The organism is Sphingomonas sp. Leaf21, from assembly GCF_916858675.1.
Classification (GTDB): domain Bacteria; phylum Pseudomonadota; class Alphaproteobacteria; order Sphingomonadales; family Sphingomonadaceae; genus Sphingomonas.
In genome coordinates this window covers 405,970-423,924 of the sequence record NZ_CAKASM010000001.1, presented here as the reverse complement: position 1 = coordinate 423,924, position 17,955 = coordinate 405,970, and the positions used below count along the sequence as shown (strand labels likewise).

The window sequence follows — 17,955 nt, the reverse complement described above, 5'->3', positions numbered from 1 at the left end:
CGCTCCTTGCCAATGCGGTTCAGCGGCGAGTCGACACGCCCATGCGCGTCGGGCGGCGGTCCGTTATCGTGCCGCGGTATATCCGCTGGCGTGGGGTTCGGGCAGCCTTCCTGCCATCGTCGTTGGGTGCTCGCATGACCAGCGGCGCGGTATTGCGCCTGAATTCTTCCCCGACTGCCCTAGGGCCGCCCCGCCTTCCTCAAAGCTGCTTGCCAGCCTTTCAGCTGGCCACTTCGATGATGTTCGATCCGGGCGGGTCGCGAAAAAACGCGTAGGTCTTTGCCGACGACCGTGGTGGCGTGTCGCGGTCTCAGTTGCTTCATGCTAGCGTATTGAATCGAAGCGCAAAGTATCGATTGAGCATCGGCATAATTGATTCGCCTGGTGCAACATCAAACCGTGCCACGCATGGTAGGAATATGCAATGAAGCGCTGGCAATATTTGAAGGAACCGCTCATTCGCCATCCCATTGTAAGCATCCGGCGAGACGCCAAATATTAGACGTTGCAGAAGACATCACAGATGCTCCTGCGAGTTGGTTAAAAGAGATCTGAGAATTTAACTTATGGTAATTGGCAAAGCTGATTTAGAATACCGGTTTCCGTTCGGGGGTTGACGGAGAAGTCGGCGATCGACGCTTGGGGAGGGACGTTATGGCCATGTCCGACGCTGTGCTTGGCGTCATCACTATTCGGCGCGGCACTGCCAAACATCGGATACGGCGCAGTCGCTGGCTGGGAACGACCGCGTTTGCTGCCGCGCACATCGTCGTGATGCAGGCGTCGGCGCAAACCGTGACGGTCAACAGCGGTACGACGCGCACCAGCAACGGCGCCACCGCCGGGGTCGCGCTGACGGCTCCCGGCGCGGTGCTGGACAATAGTGGGACCGTCACGAGTGCGACATCGACCGAGGCGGTTGTCGTGACCTCGGGCGCGACCACCGCCACCATCAACAACAAATCGGGCGGCACGCTGAGCGGTACCAGCAGCAGCACCACGGCGATCACCGTCCAGTCGGCGTCGAGCACGCTGACGCTGAACAACGCCACCGGCGCGACGATCGGCGGCGTCGGAAAAGCCGGTAAATTCTACGGCAGCACCAACATCACCAACGGCGGCACGATCAGCGCCGACCAAGGGATGGATTTCTTCAACCTCGGCGGTTCGATCACCAACCAGGTCGGCGGGACGATTTCGGCGTCCAATTCCGGTAACAGCGCCATCTATGCCAGCAGTGTCGCCAACGGCCTGTCGGTAACCAACAACGGCACCATTTCGGTCACCGGACGCTACGGGATCCAGATGGTCGGCACCGGCAACGGCGCGGCGACGATCGTCAACAACGCCACCATATCGGGCGGCCTGCTGGCGATGAGCCTGGGCGACGGCAACGATACGGTAACGCTGAACAGCGCGTCGACGACCAATGGCGCCCTGCTGGGCGACGGCAACGACACGCTGAACATCGTCGCGGGAGCGACGATCACCGGCGACCTGGACGGATCGGGCGGCACCGACACGCTGGCGTTTCAGGGGAATGGCGGTGCCACGACCATCACGTCCCGGATCAGCAATTTCGAAAGCATCACCAAGGCAGGCACGGGCAGCTTCCGGCTGGGCAATCTCGCGACTACCGCGGCGACCATCGCCATCAGCGGTGGCACGCTGACGCTCGGTGGCAATCCCGCCAACTGGACGGGCGCAACGTCAATCGCGGCCGGTGCGACGCTGGCATATGACGTGACCACCGATACGACGACCGCGGCATCGATCACCGGGGCCGGCAATTTCACAAAGCTGGGCAGCAACACGCTGACCCTGGGCTCCGGTGCGGGCTGGACCGGCACCACGACGGTATCGGCGGGCACGCTGACCGGTACGACCGACACGCTGATCGGATCGAGTATCGTCGACAACGCGACACTGGCCTATGTCCAGACGGCGAGCGGTTCGGTCGGCCGGCAAATCGGCGGCACCGGATTGGTGACGGTCAGCGGCCTGGATGCGAGCGCCGCCGTCAGCTTCGATGCCGCCGTCACCGCCGCACAAGGTATCCAGGGCAGGACGAATGGCCGCATCGCGATCGGAAGCGGCGGTTCTGTCGATACCAGCGGCGCCTACTCGGCGGTCAGCCTGTTGCAGGCCGGTGCCGCGCTGATCAACGCAGGGAGTCTGTCGACCACGTCCAGTGCCGCGACCGCGACCATCCGCGTCGCGGTCGCGGCGACGATCACCAATTCCGGGCTTATCAAGCTGTCGGGCGATGGTGGCGGACGCGCGATCGATAGTGGCGGCGCGCTGACGCTCGTCAACGAAAGCACCGGGCGGATCGTCAATGACGGCACCAACATCGATCCCGAAGACCCCAGCGCCGTCTTCACGGGCGCGCAACTCTATCTGACCAATCGCGGGTCGATCACCGCGACCGGCAATGGCGTCGTCGTCTATCGTACCGACAACCCCGCCACCCGAATGGAAATGGCGGGGACGATCGACAATAGCGGCACGATCAACGGGGGGAACGCAGGCATCCTGGCCCGGGCGATCGCCGACATCACCAACACCGGATCGGTGACGGGTGTCGCTTTCGGCGTCAACCTGAACTTGGAAATGGAACAGGCAAGCGTCGTCCGGAACGGCGACGCGACCCATAGCGCCGCCCTGATCGACGCCACGGACTATTACGGTCTGGGCATCTATTCGGCCGGCGCGCTGACGGTCGACAATTACGGGACGATCCGGGGTGGCTGGACAGGTATCCAATTCAGCGGCGGCGGCACGCTGACCAATCGTGTCGGCGCCACCATCGAGGGCACCAACGGCAACGGCATCTACAGCGACTATATCGCGCTGGACGTGCAGAGCAGCGGCACGATCCGCAGCGTCGGCCACGCCATCAGCTATTTTGCCGGCGGCAACCTGACCAACAGCGGGTCCGTGACCAGCAGTGCTGGCGATGGCGTCCGCTTCGAAGGGGCAGGAATAACCCTGACCAACAGTGGCACGATCACCGGGGTTCTGGCCGGTATTCATGCACTGACCGGCACCACGCTCACCAATGCCACGGGCGGCCGAATCGAGAACACGGACGCCGCAGGCAGTATGGGCGCAGTGCATCTCGAGCGTGGCGCGGGTGCGCTGACGCTCGTCAACGCGGCGGGCGCGACCATTTCCGGCGCCGCCAAGGCCGCTCTGTTCTATGACCAGGCCGATCTCGACAACAGCGGGACGATCACCAGCCAGCAAGGCGTCGATTTCTTCGACGTGCAGGGGACTGTCACCAACCATGCGGGCGGCGTGATCGAATCCCTCAATACCGGCAACAGTACCATCTTCGGCTACGATCTGGCGAACGGCCTGTCGGTCACCAACGCCGGTACGATTCGCAGCGCGAAGTACGCGATCGAGACCACCGCCGGAAGCGGCAGCGCCACCATCGTGAACAGCGGCACGATCACCGGTGTCGGCACGGCCATACATCTCGGCAACGCTGCCGATACGGTCACCTTGAGCGACGGATCCTCGATAATCGGTGGAATCGCATTGGGCGGCGGCACCGACCGCCTGACGATCACGACCGGGACCGCCGCCGCGCCGACCGGCATCTCCGTGACCGGCGCGCTGGACGGCGGCGACGGCACAGGCGACGCGCTGACCTTTTCCGGCACCGCCGGGACCATCGCGCTGGCCGGCAACCTCTCCGGCTTCGAGACGATCACCAAGTCGGGGGCGAACCTGCTGCGGCTGACCGGCGGGGCACTGGGCAGCACCGCGATCGCGGCCAACGGCGGCACGATCGCCTTCCTGAACACCAGCGGCAGCAACCGGATCGAGGTCAATGGCGCAACGCTGGTCGCGGAATCCGGGGGCGCGTTCGGCAGCGGCGGTCTGCATCTGGTGAACGGCACGTTGCGCTATGCCGCGAGCGGCAGCTACGCCAACGCCCTGTTCCTGGACACGGCCGGGGGGACGGCGACCCTGTCGGCCGACAGCGGGATCACCGCGACCCTATCGGGTGCGATGACCCGCAGCGCGGGCACGACTGCACAATCGGTCACGATCGGTGGCGCCGGGACCATCCTGCTGAGCGGTAGTGGCAATCGCTGGACAGGCACCACGACGATCGCCGCAGGGGCCACGCTGCGAGCGGCAAGCGCCGCCCTGTCCGGTGCCGCGATCGCGAACAGCGGTGCGCTGGTCTTCGATCAGGCGACAGACGCCAGCTTCACCGCTTCCATCGGCGGAATCGGAAGCCTCACGAAGCTGGGCGCCGGTACGCTGACCCTCGGCGGGACCGGCAGCTGGACCGGACGGACGATCGTGTCGGCGGGGACGCTGGCCGGTTCCACTATTAGCCTGTCCTCCGCGTCTCCGATCACAGTCAATGCTTCGCTCGCCTATCTCCAGAGCGGCAGTGGAACGGTATCGAACGCGATCGACGGCAGCGGCGGCGTCACCGTGTCCGGTGTGTCCAGTGGCAACACGGTGAGCTTCGTCGGCACGGTGACGGCTGCGGGTGGGATCACCGGCGGCACCGATGGCAGGATCACGATCGGCAGCGGGGGCAGCGTCTCGACGACCGGCACCGCCGCCATCCTGTTGAGCGGCACCGGCGCATCGCTGACGAACGGAGGCACGATCGGCAGCACCATGGCAGAGGCCGTTCGCATCACCTCCGACGGCGCCAGCGTGACCAACGCCGCGGGGCACAGCATCACCAGTTCCCAAAGTGTCGGCGTGTTCGCCCTGTCGGCCAATACCAGCGTCGACAACAGCGGAAGCATCACCGGCGCGACCGGAAGCTACGGGGTGCAGGCCTATGGCAGCGGCACCGTGATCAATCGTGCCGGCGGCACCATCACCGGCGGCGTGGCGATCGGCGGCTTCGCCGGCATGACCATCGTCAACCAAGGCACGCTGACCGCGACAAATGCCGGGCCGTACAACGCTGCGATCAACATCACCGGCGGCGTCGACACCGTCACGCTGGCGGCCGGATCGACCACGACCGGCTTTGTCGAGCTATGGGGCGGCAACGACACACAGACACTGACCGGCGGATCGGGTGCGTCGGCTACCACGACCGTCACCGGCTATGTCAGCGGTGGCGACGGCACCGACTTGCTGACCTTCGACGGCAGCGGCACGGGGACGTTGACCGGAAACATCATCGGCTTCGAAACGATCGGTAAGTCCGGCAGCGGCACCTGGACGATCCGCGACGCGACCGCGATATCCTCGCCCGTCAGCATCGTCGGCGGCACGCTGGCGCTGGATTCGGCCACCGGCCTGGCCAATCAGTTTTCGATCAACGGCGGGACGTTGCACGCCCTGACCGCAGGCGCGACGGGCAGCGGGACGATCCGCATGGCGGACGGAACGGTCGCGTTCGGTCAGACCGGCGCCTACGCCAACGCGATTCTGCTGGACGCGACAGGTTCGGCCGGGACGATAAGGTTCGCCGCCGACAGTGGTACGACGGCCACGCTCAGCGGCGCGATCACACGCGGATCCGGCATTGCGGCGCAAGCGGTGACCATCGGTGGCAGCGGCGAAATTTCGTTATCGAGTTCGGCCAACCGATGGAGCGGCGCCACCACCATCGCCGCTGGCGCGACGCTACGCGGGTCGGCTTCGACCATTTCCGGCGGGTCGATCGTCGATGATGGCGCGCTGGTCTTCGTGCAGGACGGATACCGCACGATGTCGATCCCGATTTCCGGGTCAGGCACCGTGACCAAGAGCGGATCGGGCACGCTGGTCCTGTCCGGTGCTGGCACCTGGACCGGGACTACCACGATTTCCGGCGGCACGCTGATCGGGAAGACGACCAGCCTGGGCGGCGCGTCGATCGTCAACAATGCGACACTGACATTCAACCAGACGTCCGATGGAGCGACGAGTCAAACGATCTCGGGCACAGGCTCGCTGACGAAGACCGGTGCTGGAAACCTGACGCTGTCGGGCGCGGGCAGCTGGACCGGCATAACGACCGTCTCCACCGGCACGCTGACCGGCACCAGCGCGACGATCGCAGGCAGGCAGATCGTCAACAACGCGAGCCTCGTGTTCGATCAGGCGACCGACGGAACGTTCGCCCAGGCGATCACCGGTACGGGTACGCTGACGAAAACGGGCAGTGGCATACTGACCCTTACCGGCGCGACCCTGTCGAGCGGCACGACCCAGGTGGCCGACGGAACCTTACGCCTCAGCAGCAGCAACATGCTGTCCGACGCATCTGCCGTCACTGTCACGGGCGGAACCCTCGACCTGCAAAGCTACAGCGACACCATCGCCAGCCTCGCGCTCGCGGGCACCCTCGCCGGCACCGGCACGCTGACGGCTGCGACCTATACGCTGAACGGCGCGACGGTGAACGCCAGGCTCGGCACGGGCACGCTAACGCAGGCGAGTGGCGTTTCGGTGCTCACAGGCTATTCACAGTCACAGGTCGTGGACATCACCGGCGGCACGCTGCGGCTGGGGGCGTCGGACGTGTTGTCGGACACCGCGACCTTGACGGTACGGGCCGGCGCGACGCTGGACCTTCAGAATTTCAGCGATGCCGTCGGTGCCTTCACCATTTTCGGCACGCTGACGGGCACCGGCACGCTCACGGCGGATGCCTATCATTTGAGCGGCGGGACCGCCAATCTCGCACTTGGCGGCGGGCGGATGTACGTCGACGATGGCGTAAACCTGCTGAACGCCACGGCGGGCGCCACGACCGTCGCCATCGGCACGGCGACGCTGCGGCTGGGGGAGAGCGACCGGCTGAGCAACAATGCCGATGTGACGATCGCGGCCGCTGGAACGCTCGATATCCAGGGTTATAGCGACGCCGTCCGCAGCCTGACCGCGAGCGGCGCCGTCACCGGCACCGGGACGCTGTCCGCCGACACCTACACGCTGCAAGGCGCGTCGATCGGCGCCAACCTGGGGTCGGGCACGCTGACGCAGGCCAGCGGCGCGTCGACCCTGACCGGCACGAGCGCCGCCGGGACGGTATCGATCGCTGCCGGAACATTGACGCTTGGCGGCGACGACCGGCTGGCGTCCGGTACGGCGCTGTCGGTGGCGAATGGGGCGACGCTCGACCTCGGAAGCTATCGCCAGACCGCTTCTGCCACCGTCGATAATGCGGGGACGATCCGGTCGGGCATGCTGACGCTGGCCGGCGGAACGCTGCTCACGCGCAACGGGGCATCGACAGCGTCGGTTTCCAGTTCCGGGACGAGCAGCATCGTAACGGCGGCCGGGGGCGCGGTCGGCGACATAAGCGTGACGGGCGGCAGCGCGGTGTTCGACAACTACGGAAGCTCGACCTCCGTCGCATCGACCGTCGGCGCCGTCGACATGCGCCTGTATGCCGGTTCGACCACAGGCGCGATCACGCTCGGCAGTGGGGATGACCGTTTGGCGCTGTACACCGGCGTCACCGGTGCGGGGGCGGCGATGAGCGGTGCCGTCACGCTGCGCGAGGCGGGGGACTTCGCCGGAGCCCAGGTCGGTACGATCGATCTGGGCGGCGGCAGCAACACGCTCGACCTGCGCGGCGACACAAACGGTGTGCTGGCATCCGGCGCCGTCGGCATTACCACGCTGACGAAGCGCGACATGGGCAGCTGGACGGTCACGGATCTGGTCGCAACCACCGTCAACGTCGGCACCGGGACGGCCGGGGCGGGTATGCTGACCCTGGCGGGGACCGGTACGATCGGAACCATCCGGATCGACGGCGCCACGCTTACCCTGGCAAGCACGACAGCGGCCGGTAGCGCGACGCTGCGCATGATCGACCCGACGGTCGATTTCGCGGCGGTCGGGACCTATGCGAACGCCATCGACCTTGCGGTGGCGGCGCCAAATCTGGCGACCGATCCGAGCATTTTCGGCAATCGGAGCGGTGGGGCCATCACCCTGTCCGGCGCGATCATCGAATCGATCGCGGGGCAAAATGTCCGCTTCACCGGCGCCGGAACCACCACCCTGGTGGGCGGCAACACCTGGAGCGGCTCAACGACGATCGACGCGGGCACGTCCCTGATCGGCACGACGACCAGCATCGGGGGATCGACCCTGATCAACGCCGGAACCCTGACCTATGAGCAGTCCGGCGACGGCACGGTCGCGGCGCAGATCGATGGTGCGGGTTCGCTGATCAAGAGCGGCGCAGGAACGGTGACGCTGGTTGCGGCGAACGGGCTCTCCGGTGCCGTCAGCGTGACCGGGGGTGGTTTGCGGCTGGCGAACGCCGCCGCGCTCGCCAACGCCGCCAGCGTCACGCTGACCGGATCGGGGACGACGCTGATCGCCGATGCCGGCGCATGGGTGACGATCGCCGCGCTTTCCGGTGACGCGGGCACTCGTATCCACCTAGCCAGCGGCGGCCTCTCGATGATCAACAGCGCCGACGCGACCTTCGCTGGCATTCTCTCCGGTAACGGTGCTGATGGCTTCGACAAGGGAGGCGCCGGGCGTCTGATACTGAGCGGTGCCAATTCGCTGACGACGGACGTCAGCGTCAGCGCGGGCACCCTGGCCCTCCTTGGCGACGGCAGCCTGGCCACCGCCCGCGGCGTATCGTTGACGGCCAGCGGCGCAACGTTCGACGTCTCCGGCGTCAACCCTGACACGGCGACCGTCCAGATCCTGAACGGCGTCGGCGGATCGACCGTCGCGCTCGGCGGCAAGACACTGATCGTCGGCGGCGGATCCTTCGCCGGCACCTTTGCTGGCACCGGCGGCCTGACGAAGGTCGGCGGCGGAACGCTGACCGTGACCGGCACGAACGCCTATGGCGGCGCGACGCATGTGTCCGGCGGAACGCTGGTCGTGGCGGGAACGACCTTTCTGCCCGCCACGACCGACATGATCGTCGAGGCGGCGGGTACGCTGGCGTTCGGCGGCAACAGCGTGACGGTCAACACCTTGACATCCGCCGGGACGGTCGACGGCACGGCGACCCTGACGGCGACGGCGGTGGCCAGCAACGGCGCGAACTATACGTTGCAAGGCGGCACGGTGAACGCCAACCTCGGCCTCGGACTGCTGCGTGTCGAACAGGGCACGACCCTTTTGTTTGGTCGCAGCGACGCGACGGGTGTAACGATCGCGTCAGGCACGCTCCGCCTTGGCGGCGCGGATCGCCTTTCCGACGGTGCGGCGGTCCGTGTCGCGAGCGGCGCCACCCTGGACATGCAGGCGTATGGCGACACGGTGACCACGCTTTCCCTCGCCGGAGCGCTGGTCGGCACGGGCACGCTGACGGCTTCGGCCTACACGCTTGATAATGCGACAGTCGCGGGGCGGCTCGGCACCGGCACGCTGACGCAGGCAAGCGGTGTCTCGACCCTGACCGGCAGCGCCGACGCGACCCTGCTCGACGTCGCCGGCGGGATCCTGCGCCTTGGGGCGTCGAATGTCCTCGCCGACGAGGCCGTTCTGACGGTCCGTACCGGCGCGACGATCGATCTGCAGGGTAACAGCGACCGCGTCGGCAGCGTGATACTCGCCGGTACGTTGGTCGGCACCGGCACGCTGACGGCAGCCACCTACACGCTGAATAGCGCCAATGTCAGCGGCGCTCTCGGCTCGGGCACGCTGATCCAGCAATCAGGATCGTCGATCCTGGCAGGAACGAGCAGCGCCGGGACAGTGACGACCGTTGGGGGGAGCCTGCGCCTGGCAGCGAGCGATCGCCTCTCGGATAGCGCCGCCGTGTCGATTGATGGCGGGACGACGCTCGACCTCGGCGCGTTTGACGACACCGTCGGCACGGTGACCATCGCGGGCGGCGTTACCGGTACGGGCACCCTGACCGCTGCCACCTATGCGCTCGATAGCGCTGCCGTCGTTGCGAACCTCGGGACCGGAACGCTGGTCCAGCGGTCGGGCCTCTCCACCCTGACCGGGTCCAGCGCGGCTTCGGTCGTGACGGTCGCGGGCGGGACGCTCAACCTCGGCGCGAGCGATCGGCTGGCGGACACGGCCGCGCTGTCGATCGGCAGCGGGGCAACGTTCGATCTTGGGGGCTTTAGTGATACCGTCGGGACGGTGGCGATCGCTGGCAGCCTGACCGGCGCTGGCACCCTGACCGCTGCGACCTATGCCCTCGATGGCGCTGCCGTCGTTGCGAACCTCGGGACCGGAACGCTGGTCCAGCGGTCGGGCCTCTCCACCCTGACCGGGTCCAGCGCGGCTTCGGTCGTGACGGTCGCGGGCGGGACGCTCAACCTCGGCGCGAGCGATCGGCTGGCGGATACGGCCGCGCTGTCGATCGGCAGCGGGGCGGTGTTGAGCCTTGGCAGTTTCAGCGACACTGTCGGCACGGTGACCATCGCGGGCGGCGTTACCGGTACGGGCACCCTGACCGCTGCCACCTATGCCCTCGATGGCGCGGCCGTCGTTGCGAACCTCGGGACCGGAACGCTGGTCCAGCGGTCGGGCCTCTCCACTTTGACCGGGTCCAGCGCGGCTTCGGTCGTGACGGTCGCGGGCGGGACGCTGAACCTCGGCGCGAGCGATCGGCTGGCGGATACGGCCGCGCTGTCGATCGGCAGCGGGGCAACGTTCGATCTTGGGGGCTTCAGTAATACGGTCGGGACGGCGGCGATCGCTGGCCGACTGTCGGGAACAGGCGTGCTGACGGCAGGGCAGTACATACTGTCCGGGGCGAGCGTGCAGGCGAATCTTGGGACGGGTACATTGGTGCAGAGCGATGGCCTGTCGCGGCTGTCCGGACAAACGGCGGCAAGCCGTGTGGTCATCCTGGGCGGAACGCTGGCGCTGGGTGCAGATGAGCGGCTGTCGGATCGGTCGACCGTGAGCATCGACGCAAATGGCACACTGGATGCGACTGACCTTACCGAAAGCATCGCCACACTGGGCGACGGGCCGAACGGTGGCGGTACGGTCGCGACGGGGACGCGCGGCCGACTGACACTGGGCGGATCCGGCACGGACTCCGCCTTTACGGGGCGGTTCGTCGGGTCGGGAGATATCGACAAGGTCGGCAGCGGAACCTTCGTCTACGCGCCGGGGCAAGGCATGACGACCGCGCGCCTCAATGTCCTGGGCGGTACGTTGCAGTTCGCGGGGGAAACGGCGGGCGCAATGCGCGTGACCGGGGGAACGCTGACCGGCGGCGGCACAATCGGCTCGGCCCTGACGCTCGAGGCCGGGACGTTGTCACCCGGGACCACCATGCAAGCCTTGGGCGTTCTACAGGCGAGCAGCTTGACCGTCACCGGCGGCACTCTGGTATTCGACGTCGCCGGAGGGGCTGGCGCCTACGCCTCCGACCGGATCCGCGTCGTCGGAGCGGCGGCGCTCGGCGGCGGCGAAGTCATGGTGCGATCGATCGCCACGGGTGCGGACGATCTCGTCTCGCGCTTCTACACCGTTGTTCAGGCCGGCAGCCTGACGGGTAGCTTCGCCAACGGTGGTACGTTGGGCTCCGTGTCGAACGATCCCGCGCTGCGATGGCGCTTGCGCTATGACCTCGTGCCCGGCAGCGCGCTGATCGAGGTTCGCAAGCAGGTCGACTTTACCGCGGCCCTGTCCGACGGCGGCACGGGCAGTCAGCAAGCGGTCGCTGCCGCGCTGGGCGGTGCGGGCTTCACCGCGTCGGACGCCTATGCCAATGCGCTCAATCGCATCGCTAGCGGCACCCCGGGCCAACGGGCCGCGACCTTCGATTCCCTGTCCGGCGAAGCGATCGGCAACATATCGACGGTCAGCGCTGCCGCCGTGACTGGCTTTGCCGGACTGTTGCAGCAGCGCATCGCCACCCAGGGCGGCTTCGGTACGATCGGCGCGGCGATCTGGCGCGGAGACGGCCGACCATTTAATGCGATCGAGCGACTTTGGTCTGCCAACCGCGCGAACGGCCTCTCCGCCGCCATCGAGAATCGGGCGGATGCGGGACTGGCGGTGTGGTTCGTCGGCTATGGCTCCGATGGGCGTATCGCCGCGCGTGATGGGGCCGCCTCGGTCCGGCAGTTCAACACCGGACAGGGTATGGGCTCGGAACTGCGATCCGGACCGGTCAGTTTCGGGCTGGCCTGGGGGATAAACCAGATCGAGTCCACGGCGTCGGCCCGCCTGTCGCGCAGCGAAGGCACGATCCATCAATTCGGTGCCTATGCCGGGTTCGACGACGGCCTGTCCTATGCGAGCGTCACGGCCAGCTATTTCGCCGGTGATATCCGGTCGCAACGCACCGTCGTGGTGAACGCCGATGTCTTGGGGCGAGCGAACGGCAAGGCGGGCACTCACGGCTACAGCCTGGGTGGTAGCGCTGGGCGCCGGATCGGGTTGGGCGGCAATTTGGCGGTGACCCCTCAGGTTTCGGGCGGCGTGACGAGCGTCATCCGCGATGGTTTCACCGAAGAGGGTGCGGGCGTCCTGTCGCTGGCCGTCGGGCGGGAGCGGCGCGACCTGTATCAGGTGAGCGGCCAGATCCGTCTTGCCTACCGGGGTGTCAGCGGGTCCGGCTGGGTCGAGCCCTTTGTCGCAACCGGCGTTCGCCATATTTGGGGCGAGCGCGACGCCACCAGCGCGATGCGTTTTTCGGGCGCACCGATCGGGGCAGGCGATTTCACGATCCGTGGCGCCGAGCTTCCCCCGGTCGTCGGTCTGCTCGGCGGCGGGCTGAACGCGCGATTGGCACGCTGGGCGATGATCGACCTGAATGCGGAGCACAGCATCAGCCGTCGTCAGAAGGAAGGACGCATCAACATCAATGCCCGCATCGATTTCTAGGGAAGGACTGGCGGGCGGCGGTGGCGACGATGCGCGGCGGTCTTCAGGGCACTTCACTCCGAAAGCTTCGTCTCGGCTACGACCGCTCGCCTCACGGCTCTTCATCACCTGGCCAGGAGCGTGACACGTCATCCCGTTCCCCGGGATCCCTCTTTGCACGTACGGGGACAAGTGGCGCATCGCGTGGGCTGGTCTACCTCGACAATGCCTATCCCGATGCGGGGCTCGGACCGTTTCGTCGCGGCTATGCGGCGGAAGCTTTGCGCATGGCTTACGGTCAGTCGTCTTCGGGGGTGAGCCCCGATCAGTTCCGCGAAGGTGTTCAGCGACGCGCTGCATTGGCAGTTGCAGCATATGCTTGAGGATCGGGCCGCCAGCAGCACCACCGCCGTCGATCATGGCCATATCGCCGCGCGCCACATCTGCTCGACGGCGGCGTCGTACGCTCTGCCGAGCGGGCCGGAGCAACGTGACGGGCGAAGACGCTCAACCGCCGCTGGCGTTTCGGCCCCCACGCATCGCCCTCCGGCAGGCTCGTCTCATAACCGCCAGGCCGCGAGAAGGCGGGCAGATAGTGCGCCCGCGTCAGGACGTTGACGCTATCGATCTGGAACAGGCTAAGCCGCTCGGCGGCGCCGCGCAGGTGGCGGACGGACGGGATGTCGGGCCGCGCGCGACCAAAGCCCTGGGCTGCCAGGACGATCCTGCGGGCTTCGCGGAGAGAAACGTTCATGGTGGACGAGGAGGCCTGTAATTGGCCTGCCGTCAATCCAGCGGGCTGGCGGCGTTTTTGGGGCGCCGCCAAGCATGGCATTCGGAAGGAGCGTCTGCCAGGTTCCGCCCGGACGCTGCGCGTCCGTCACGGCGGACGCATTGACGATCGGGATCATTGCCGACTCACATGGAAATCTGGCCCCGCGGGAAGCCGTCCGCGACGCGATGACCGCCGCCGCGCCCGATCCGGTCATCAAATTGCGCGACCTCGTGCCCGGCTCGTGCGATCCTGCGGGGAGCGCCGAACTTCAGATGCGTTCCGGCTATCTTACCATTGCCGCGAACGACGAGCGGCACTTGCAGGACGGTAGCCCTTCGTGCGCAACTGGTGCCTGCCGACGCTGTCCAGACACTTGACTCAGTCAAGTAATCTGATCCAGCTTGGCGGATATGGAAGATGCAGACGTCACCGCCATCCGTCGGTTCAACCGCTTCTACACCCAGACGATCGGAGCGCTCGATGCTCGGTTCCTGGGCACAGAGGCGAGCCTGCCGGAAGCACGCTTGCTGTTCGAGATCGCCACGCGCGAGCCTGTCACCGCGAGCGGGTTGCAGGACGCGCTGGGCATGGACGCGGGCTATCTCAGCCGCCTGGTCGCACGCTTCGAAAAGCGCGGCTGGATCGTGCGCGTGCGCCGCGACGACGACGCCCGCGCCCGCGACCTGCGGCTGACCGAGGCGGGGCGTGAGGCCTTCGGCACGCTCGACCACCGCCAGAGCCATGCCGTCGGCGATCTGCTCGCCACGGTGGACGGACAAGCGCGGCGCGATCTGGTCGAAGCCCTGACGCGCGCCCGGTTGCTGCTGGATCCGGCCTCGGGTGGGCCGTTCGTGATCCGGCCGTTCCGTACCGGCGAGCCCGCGCTGATCGCCGCGCGCCAGTCGCTCATCTATGCCGAGAGCCATAGCTGGGGTCGCGAACTGGAGGTGATCGAGAGCGAGGTGACGGCGGCGTTCCTGCGCGACTTCAACCCCGAGCGAGAGCAATGCTGGGTCGCCGAGATCGACGGGGTGATGGCGGGCGCGGTATTTGTGACCGACGAGGGCGACGGCATCGCCCGGCTGCGACTGCTGCATGTCGAACCCTTCGCCCGCCGCCGGGGCATCGGCGATGCGCTGGTCGGCGCTTGCGTCACCTTCGCACGGGAAACGGGCTATCACGCGTTGACGCTGTGGACCCAGACCGTATTGGATTCCGCGCGCCGCCTCTATGCCGCACATGGTTTCGCATGTGTCGAGACGGCGATGCATGAGCGGTTCGGCGTTCCGCTCCAGGGCGAGACCTGGCGGCTGGAACTGGCGGCATGAGCGGCGTCCTGACGATCCGCCTCGCGACCGAAGCCGACCTCGGGGGGCTGCGCGACCTGATGACGTTGTCGATCGATCGCGGCCAGGCGGCGGTGCTGACCCCGGCGCAGATCGTCGCCAGCCGCTCGGTGATGGGACTCGACACGCAATTGGTGCGCGACGGCACCTATTTCGTCGTCGAGGACCATGGCGTGCCGGTCGGATGTGGCGGGTGGAGCCGCCGCGCGACGCTCTATGGTGGTGACCATAGCACCGACCTGCGCGACCCGGCGCTGCTCGATCCGGCGAAGCACGCCGCCCGCATCCGCGCCATGTACACGCACCCGGATCATGTCCGGCGGGGGATCGGTCGAATGGTCCTCGACCACTGCGAGCGGGCGGCACGGGCGGAAGGGTTCGCCGCCGTCGAACTGATGGGTACGGCCGGCGGCGTGCCGCTCTACGCGGCCTGCGGTTACGATCCGGTTGAGCGCGCCGATACCCATATCGACGGCGTCGTCGTGCCGCTGATCCGGATGCGGAAGCAACTGCGCGATCCGGCGTAGCGCGGCAGCGGGCGAAAATTCTGGACCGGCATGTCACACTGGTCCCCGCTGTCTCGTCATGGTGTCGGAACCCAAGGAGACCGACCATGACACCCCGTATCGCCAACCCACACGCTCTGGCTCCGGAGGCGATCAAGGCCATGATGGCGCTGGAACAGAGCTTCACGAAGAGCGGCCTCGAGCACGATCTGCTCGAACTGGTGAAATTCCGGGTTTCGCAGATCAACGGCTGCGCCTTCTGCCTGCATATGCATTCGACCGATCTGCGCCGTCATGGCGAAAGCGAGATGCGCCTGTACATGCTAAGCGCATGGCGAGAATCGTCGCTCTATTCGGATCGCGAGCGCGCCGCGCTCGGCTGGGCGGAGGCGTTGACGCGGCTGCCCGAGACAGGGGCACCCGATGCGGACTATGATGCAGTGAAAGCGGCGTTTTCGGATGCGGAGCAGGTCTGGCTGACCATGGCGATCGGGGCGATCAACACCTGGAACCGCCTTCAGGTGGCTTTCCGCGTGGCGCATCCGGTGGACGATGCCTGACACCGCGTTGTTCGAGGCGGAGCGGCCGCGGCTCGTCCGGTTGGCCTATCGCATGACCGGGTCGCTCGCCGAAGCGGAGGATCTGGTGCAGGACGCCTGGCTGCGGTGGTCGGGGGCAGGGGGCGTCGACGCCCCCGCCGCGTGGCTGACCCGGGTGGTGACGCGGCTCTGCCTCGATCATCTGAAGTCGGCGCGGGTGCGACGCGAGACCTATGTCGGCGCCTGGCTCCCTGAGCCGCTGCTCGGCACGACCGAACCGGATGAGCTCGCCGATGACCTTAGTTTCACGCTGATGCTGGCGATGGAACGGCTGTCGCCGCTTGAGCGGGCGGCATTCCTGCTCCACGATGTGTTCGACGTCGGCTTGCCCGAGGTTGCGAAGACGCTCGACCGGACACCCGCGACCGTGCGGCAACTCGCCTCCCGCGCCCGGCGGCATGTCGCGGAGGCGCGGCCGCGCTATCCGGTCGATGCGCAGGAAGCCGCCCGGATCACGCGCGCCTTCTTCGCGGCGGCGCGGGACGGCGACGCGCGTGTCCTGTCGGACCTGCTGGCGGAGGACGTCGCGATCCATTCCGACGGCGGTGGGCGCGTCCTCGCGTTCCACAACATTATCCAGGGTCTGGCAAAGGCGCAGCGCTTGTTCATGGGGCTACGTCGCAAACATCCCGACGAACCTGCCGAACTGATCCGCTTCGCCATGATCGACGGTCTGCCCGGCTATGTCAGCCGGGCGGGCGGCGGCGTGCTCCAGACCACCGCGCTCGACGTCCGCGACGGCCGGATCGCGGCGATCTACATCGTCCGCAATCCGGACAAGCTGGCCCATGTCGCGGCCGCTCTTCAGGCCGGGCAGGCCGCCGCACGAGGCTGACGCCGGAGCGCCAGCAGCATCACGAGCGCGGCTGCCGCCATCGCCGCACCGGCCAGCGATACGACCGGCAGTCCCAGCCCGGCGCCGATCACGCCCCCGCCCAGCGCCGCGCCAAAGGCGTTGCCGAGGTTGAACGCGCCGATGTTCATCGCCGAGGCGAGGTTCGGCGCGTCGGAGGCGGCGTCCATCACCCGCATCTGCAAGGGCGGGACGATCGCGAAGCTGGCGATGCCCCAGATCAGGATCGCGATCGCGGCGGGCCATGGCCATTGCATCACGCCCGCCAACACGACGAGCACCGCTGCGAGAACCGCGAAGCTGCCGAACAGCGTCCGCTCGATCGACCGATCGGCCAGACGGCCGCCCAGCGTGTTTCCAATCGTCAGTCCGATGCCATAGAGCATCAGCATCGCCGTCACGAAGCCGCTCGACGCGTGCGTCTCCTCCCGCAGGATCGGGACGATATAGGTGAAGACGGTGAACATGGCGCTCGCGCCGACGACCGTCAGCGCCAGTGCCGCCAGCACCGGCTTGCGCGTCAGCACGCGCAGTTCGGCGCGCATGTCGCCGCCCTCGACAGCGGGCAGCGGCGGCAGTGCGAGGCGCAGCGACAGCATCGCGATCGCGCCGACGCCCGCGATCCCGGCAAAGGCGGTGCGCCAGCCGATCGCCTCGCCGACCCAGGTCGCCAGAGGCACGCCGCCGATGGTGGCGACGGTCAGCCCTGTGAACATCGCCGCCACCGCGCCCGCGCGCTTGTCCGGCGGGACGAGGCTGGCGGCGACCACCGATCCGACGCCGAAGAAGGCGCCATGGTTGAACGAGGTGACGACCCGCGCCGCCATCAGCATCCAGTACCCGCCCGCCGCGGCCGACAGCGCATTGCCGAGCGTGAAGATGCCCATCAACGCGATCAGCAGCGTCCGCCGGTCGATCCGGCCCGTGGTGAGCGTCATCAGCGGTGCGCCGATCAGCACGCCCATCGCATAGGCGCTGACCAGCAGTCCGGCTGCGGGGATCGACACATGCAGGTCGGCCGCGATCACCGGCAACATGCCCATCGGCGCGAACTCGGTCACGCCGATGCCGAAGGCACCGACGGCCAGCGCGAGCAATCCGAGGTTGAACCTCATGATCGTGGTTC

8 protein-coding genes are annotated in these 17,955 nt (G+C 67.3%); 6 read left to right on the top strand and 2 right to left on the bottom strand.

Annotation, left to right across the window (positions count from 1 at the left end; all coding sequences use genetic code 11):
- The first annotated feature begins 660 nt into the window (after positions 1–660).
- Entirely contained in the window at positions 661–12,771 is a 12,111-nt protein-coding gene (locus tag LRP66_RS01830; RefSeq protein ID WP_230480788.1) for an autotransporter-associated beta strand repeat-containing protein, read from the top strand.
- 322 nt (positions 12,772–13,093) lie between these two features.
- On the opposite strand, the gene LRP66_RS01825 is transcribed toward LRP66_RS01830, so the two are convergent.
- Entirely contained in the window at positions 13,094–13,504 is a 411-nt protein-coding gene (locus tag LRP66_RS01825; RefSeq protein WP_230480787.1) for a hypothetical protein, read from the bottom strand.
- 140 nt (positions 13,505–13,644) lie between these two features.
- On the opposite strand from LRP66_RS01825, the gene LRP66_RS01820 reads away from it, so the two are divergent.
- The 5 genes from LRP66_RS01820 to LRP66_RS01800 all read left to right on the top strand — a co-directional run bounded on the left by LRP66_RS01820 (position 13,645) and on the right by LRP66_RS01800 (position 16,811).
- Positions 13,645–13,902: a metallophosphatase family protein gene (locus LRP66_RS01820; RefSeq protein ID WP_230480786.1), complete on the top strand. Its 258-nt coding sequence runs from the start codon at positions 13,645–13,647 to the stop codon at positions 13,900–13,902.
- 33 nt (positions 13,903–13,935) lie between these two features.
- On the top strand, positions 13,936–14,853 hold the full coding sequence (locus LRP66_RS01815; protein ID WP_230480785.1) for a bifunctional helix-turn-helix transcriptional regulator/GNAT family N-acetyltransferase: 918 nt from the start codon (positions 13,936–13,938) through the stop codon (positions 14,851–14,853).
- Positions 14,850–15,398: a GNAT family N-acetyltransferase gene (locus tag LRP66_RS01810; protein ID WP_230480784.1), complete on the top strand. Its 549-nt coding sequence runs from the start codon at positions 14,850–14,852 to the stop codon at positions 15,396–15,398. The genes LRP66_RS01815 and LRP66_RS01810 overlap by 4 nt, the downstream gene beginning before the upstream one ends.
- Before the next feature lie 86 nt (positions 15,399–15,484).
- Positions 15,485–15,937: a carboxymuconolactone decarboxylase family protein gene (locus LRP66_RS01805; RefSeq protein ID WP_230480783.1), complete on the top strand. Its 453-nt coding sequence runs from the start codon at positions 15,485–15,487 to the stop codon at positions 15,935–15,937.
- On the top strand, positions 15,930–16,811 hold the full coding sequence (locus LRP66_RS01800) for a sigma-70 family RNA polymerase sigma factor (protein WP_230480782.1): 882 nt from the start codon (positions 15,930–15,932) through the stop codon (positions 16,809–16,811). The genes LRP66_RS01805 and LRP66_RS01800 overlap by 8 nt, the downstream gene beginning before the upstream one ends.
- On the opposite strand, the gene LRP66_RS01795 is transcribed toward LRP66_RS01800, so the two are convergent.
- Complete coding sequence (locus tag LRP66_RS01795) at positions 16,781–17,944, bottom strand: MFS transporter (RefSeq protein ID WP_230480781.1); 1,164 nt, start codon at positions 17,942–17,944, stop codon at positions 16,781–16,783. The genes LRP66_RS01800 and LRP66_RS01795 overlap by 31 nt on opposite strands.
- Between the last annotated feature and the right edge of the window lie 11 nt (positions 17,945–17,955).

Bases quoted from the DNA above. Each gene is read 5' to 3' on its own strand.
- LRP66_RS01830 (WP_230480788.1), top strand. From the start codon at position 661: ATGTCCGACGCTGTGCTTGGCGTCATCACTATTCGGCGCGGCACTGCC.
- LRP66_RS01825 (WP_230480787.1), bottom strand. From the start codon at position 13,504: ATGAACGTTTCTCTCCGCGAAGCCCGCAGGATCGTCCTGGCAGCCCAG.
- LRP66_RS01815 (WP_230480785.1), top strand. From the start codon at position 13,936: ATGGAAGATGCAGACGTCACCGCCATCCGTCGGTTCAACCGCTTCTAC.
- LRP66_RS01810 (WP_230480784.1), top strand. From the start codon at position 14,850: ATGAGCGGCGTCCTGACGATCCGCCTCGCGACCGAAGCCGACCTCGGG.
- LRP66_RS01805 (WP_230480783.1), top strand. From the start codon at position 15,485: ATGACACCCCGTATCGCCAACCCACACGCTCTGGCTCCGGAGGCGATC.
- LRP66_RS01800 (WP_230480782.1), top strand. From the start codon at position 15,930: ATGCCTGACACCGCGTTGTTCGAGGCGGAGCGGCCGCGGCTCGTCCGG.
- LRP66_RS01795 (WP_230480781.1), bottom strand. From the start codon at position 17,944: ATGAGGTTCAACCTCGGATTGCTCGCGCTGGCCGTCGGTGCCTTCGGC.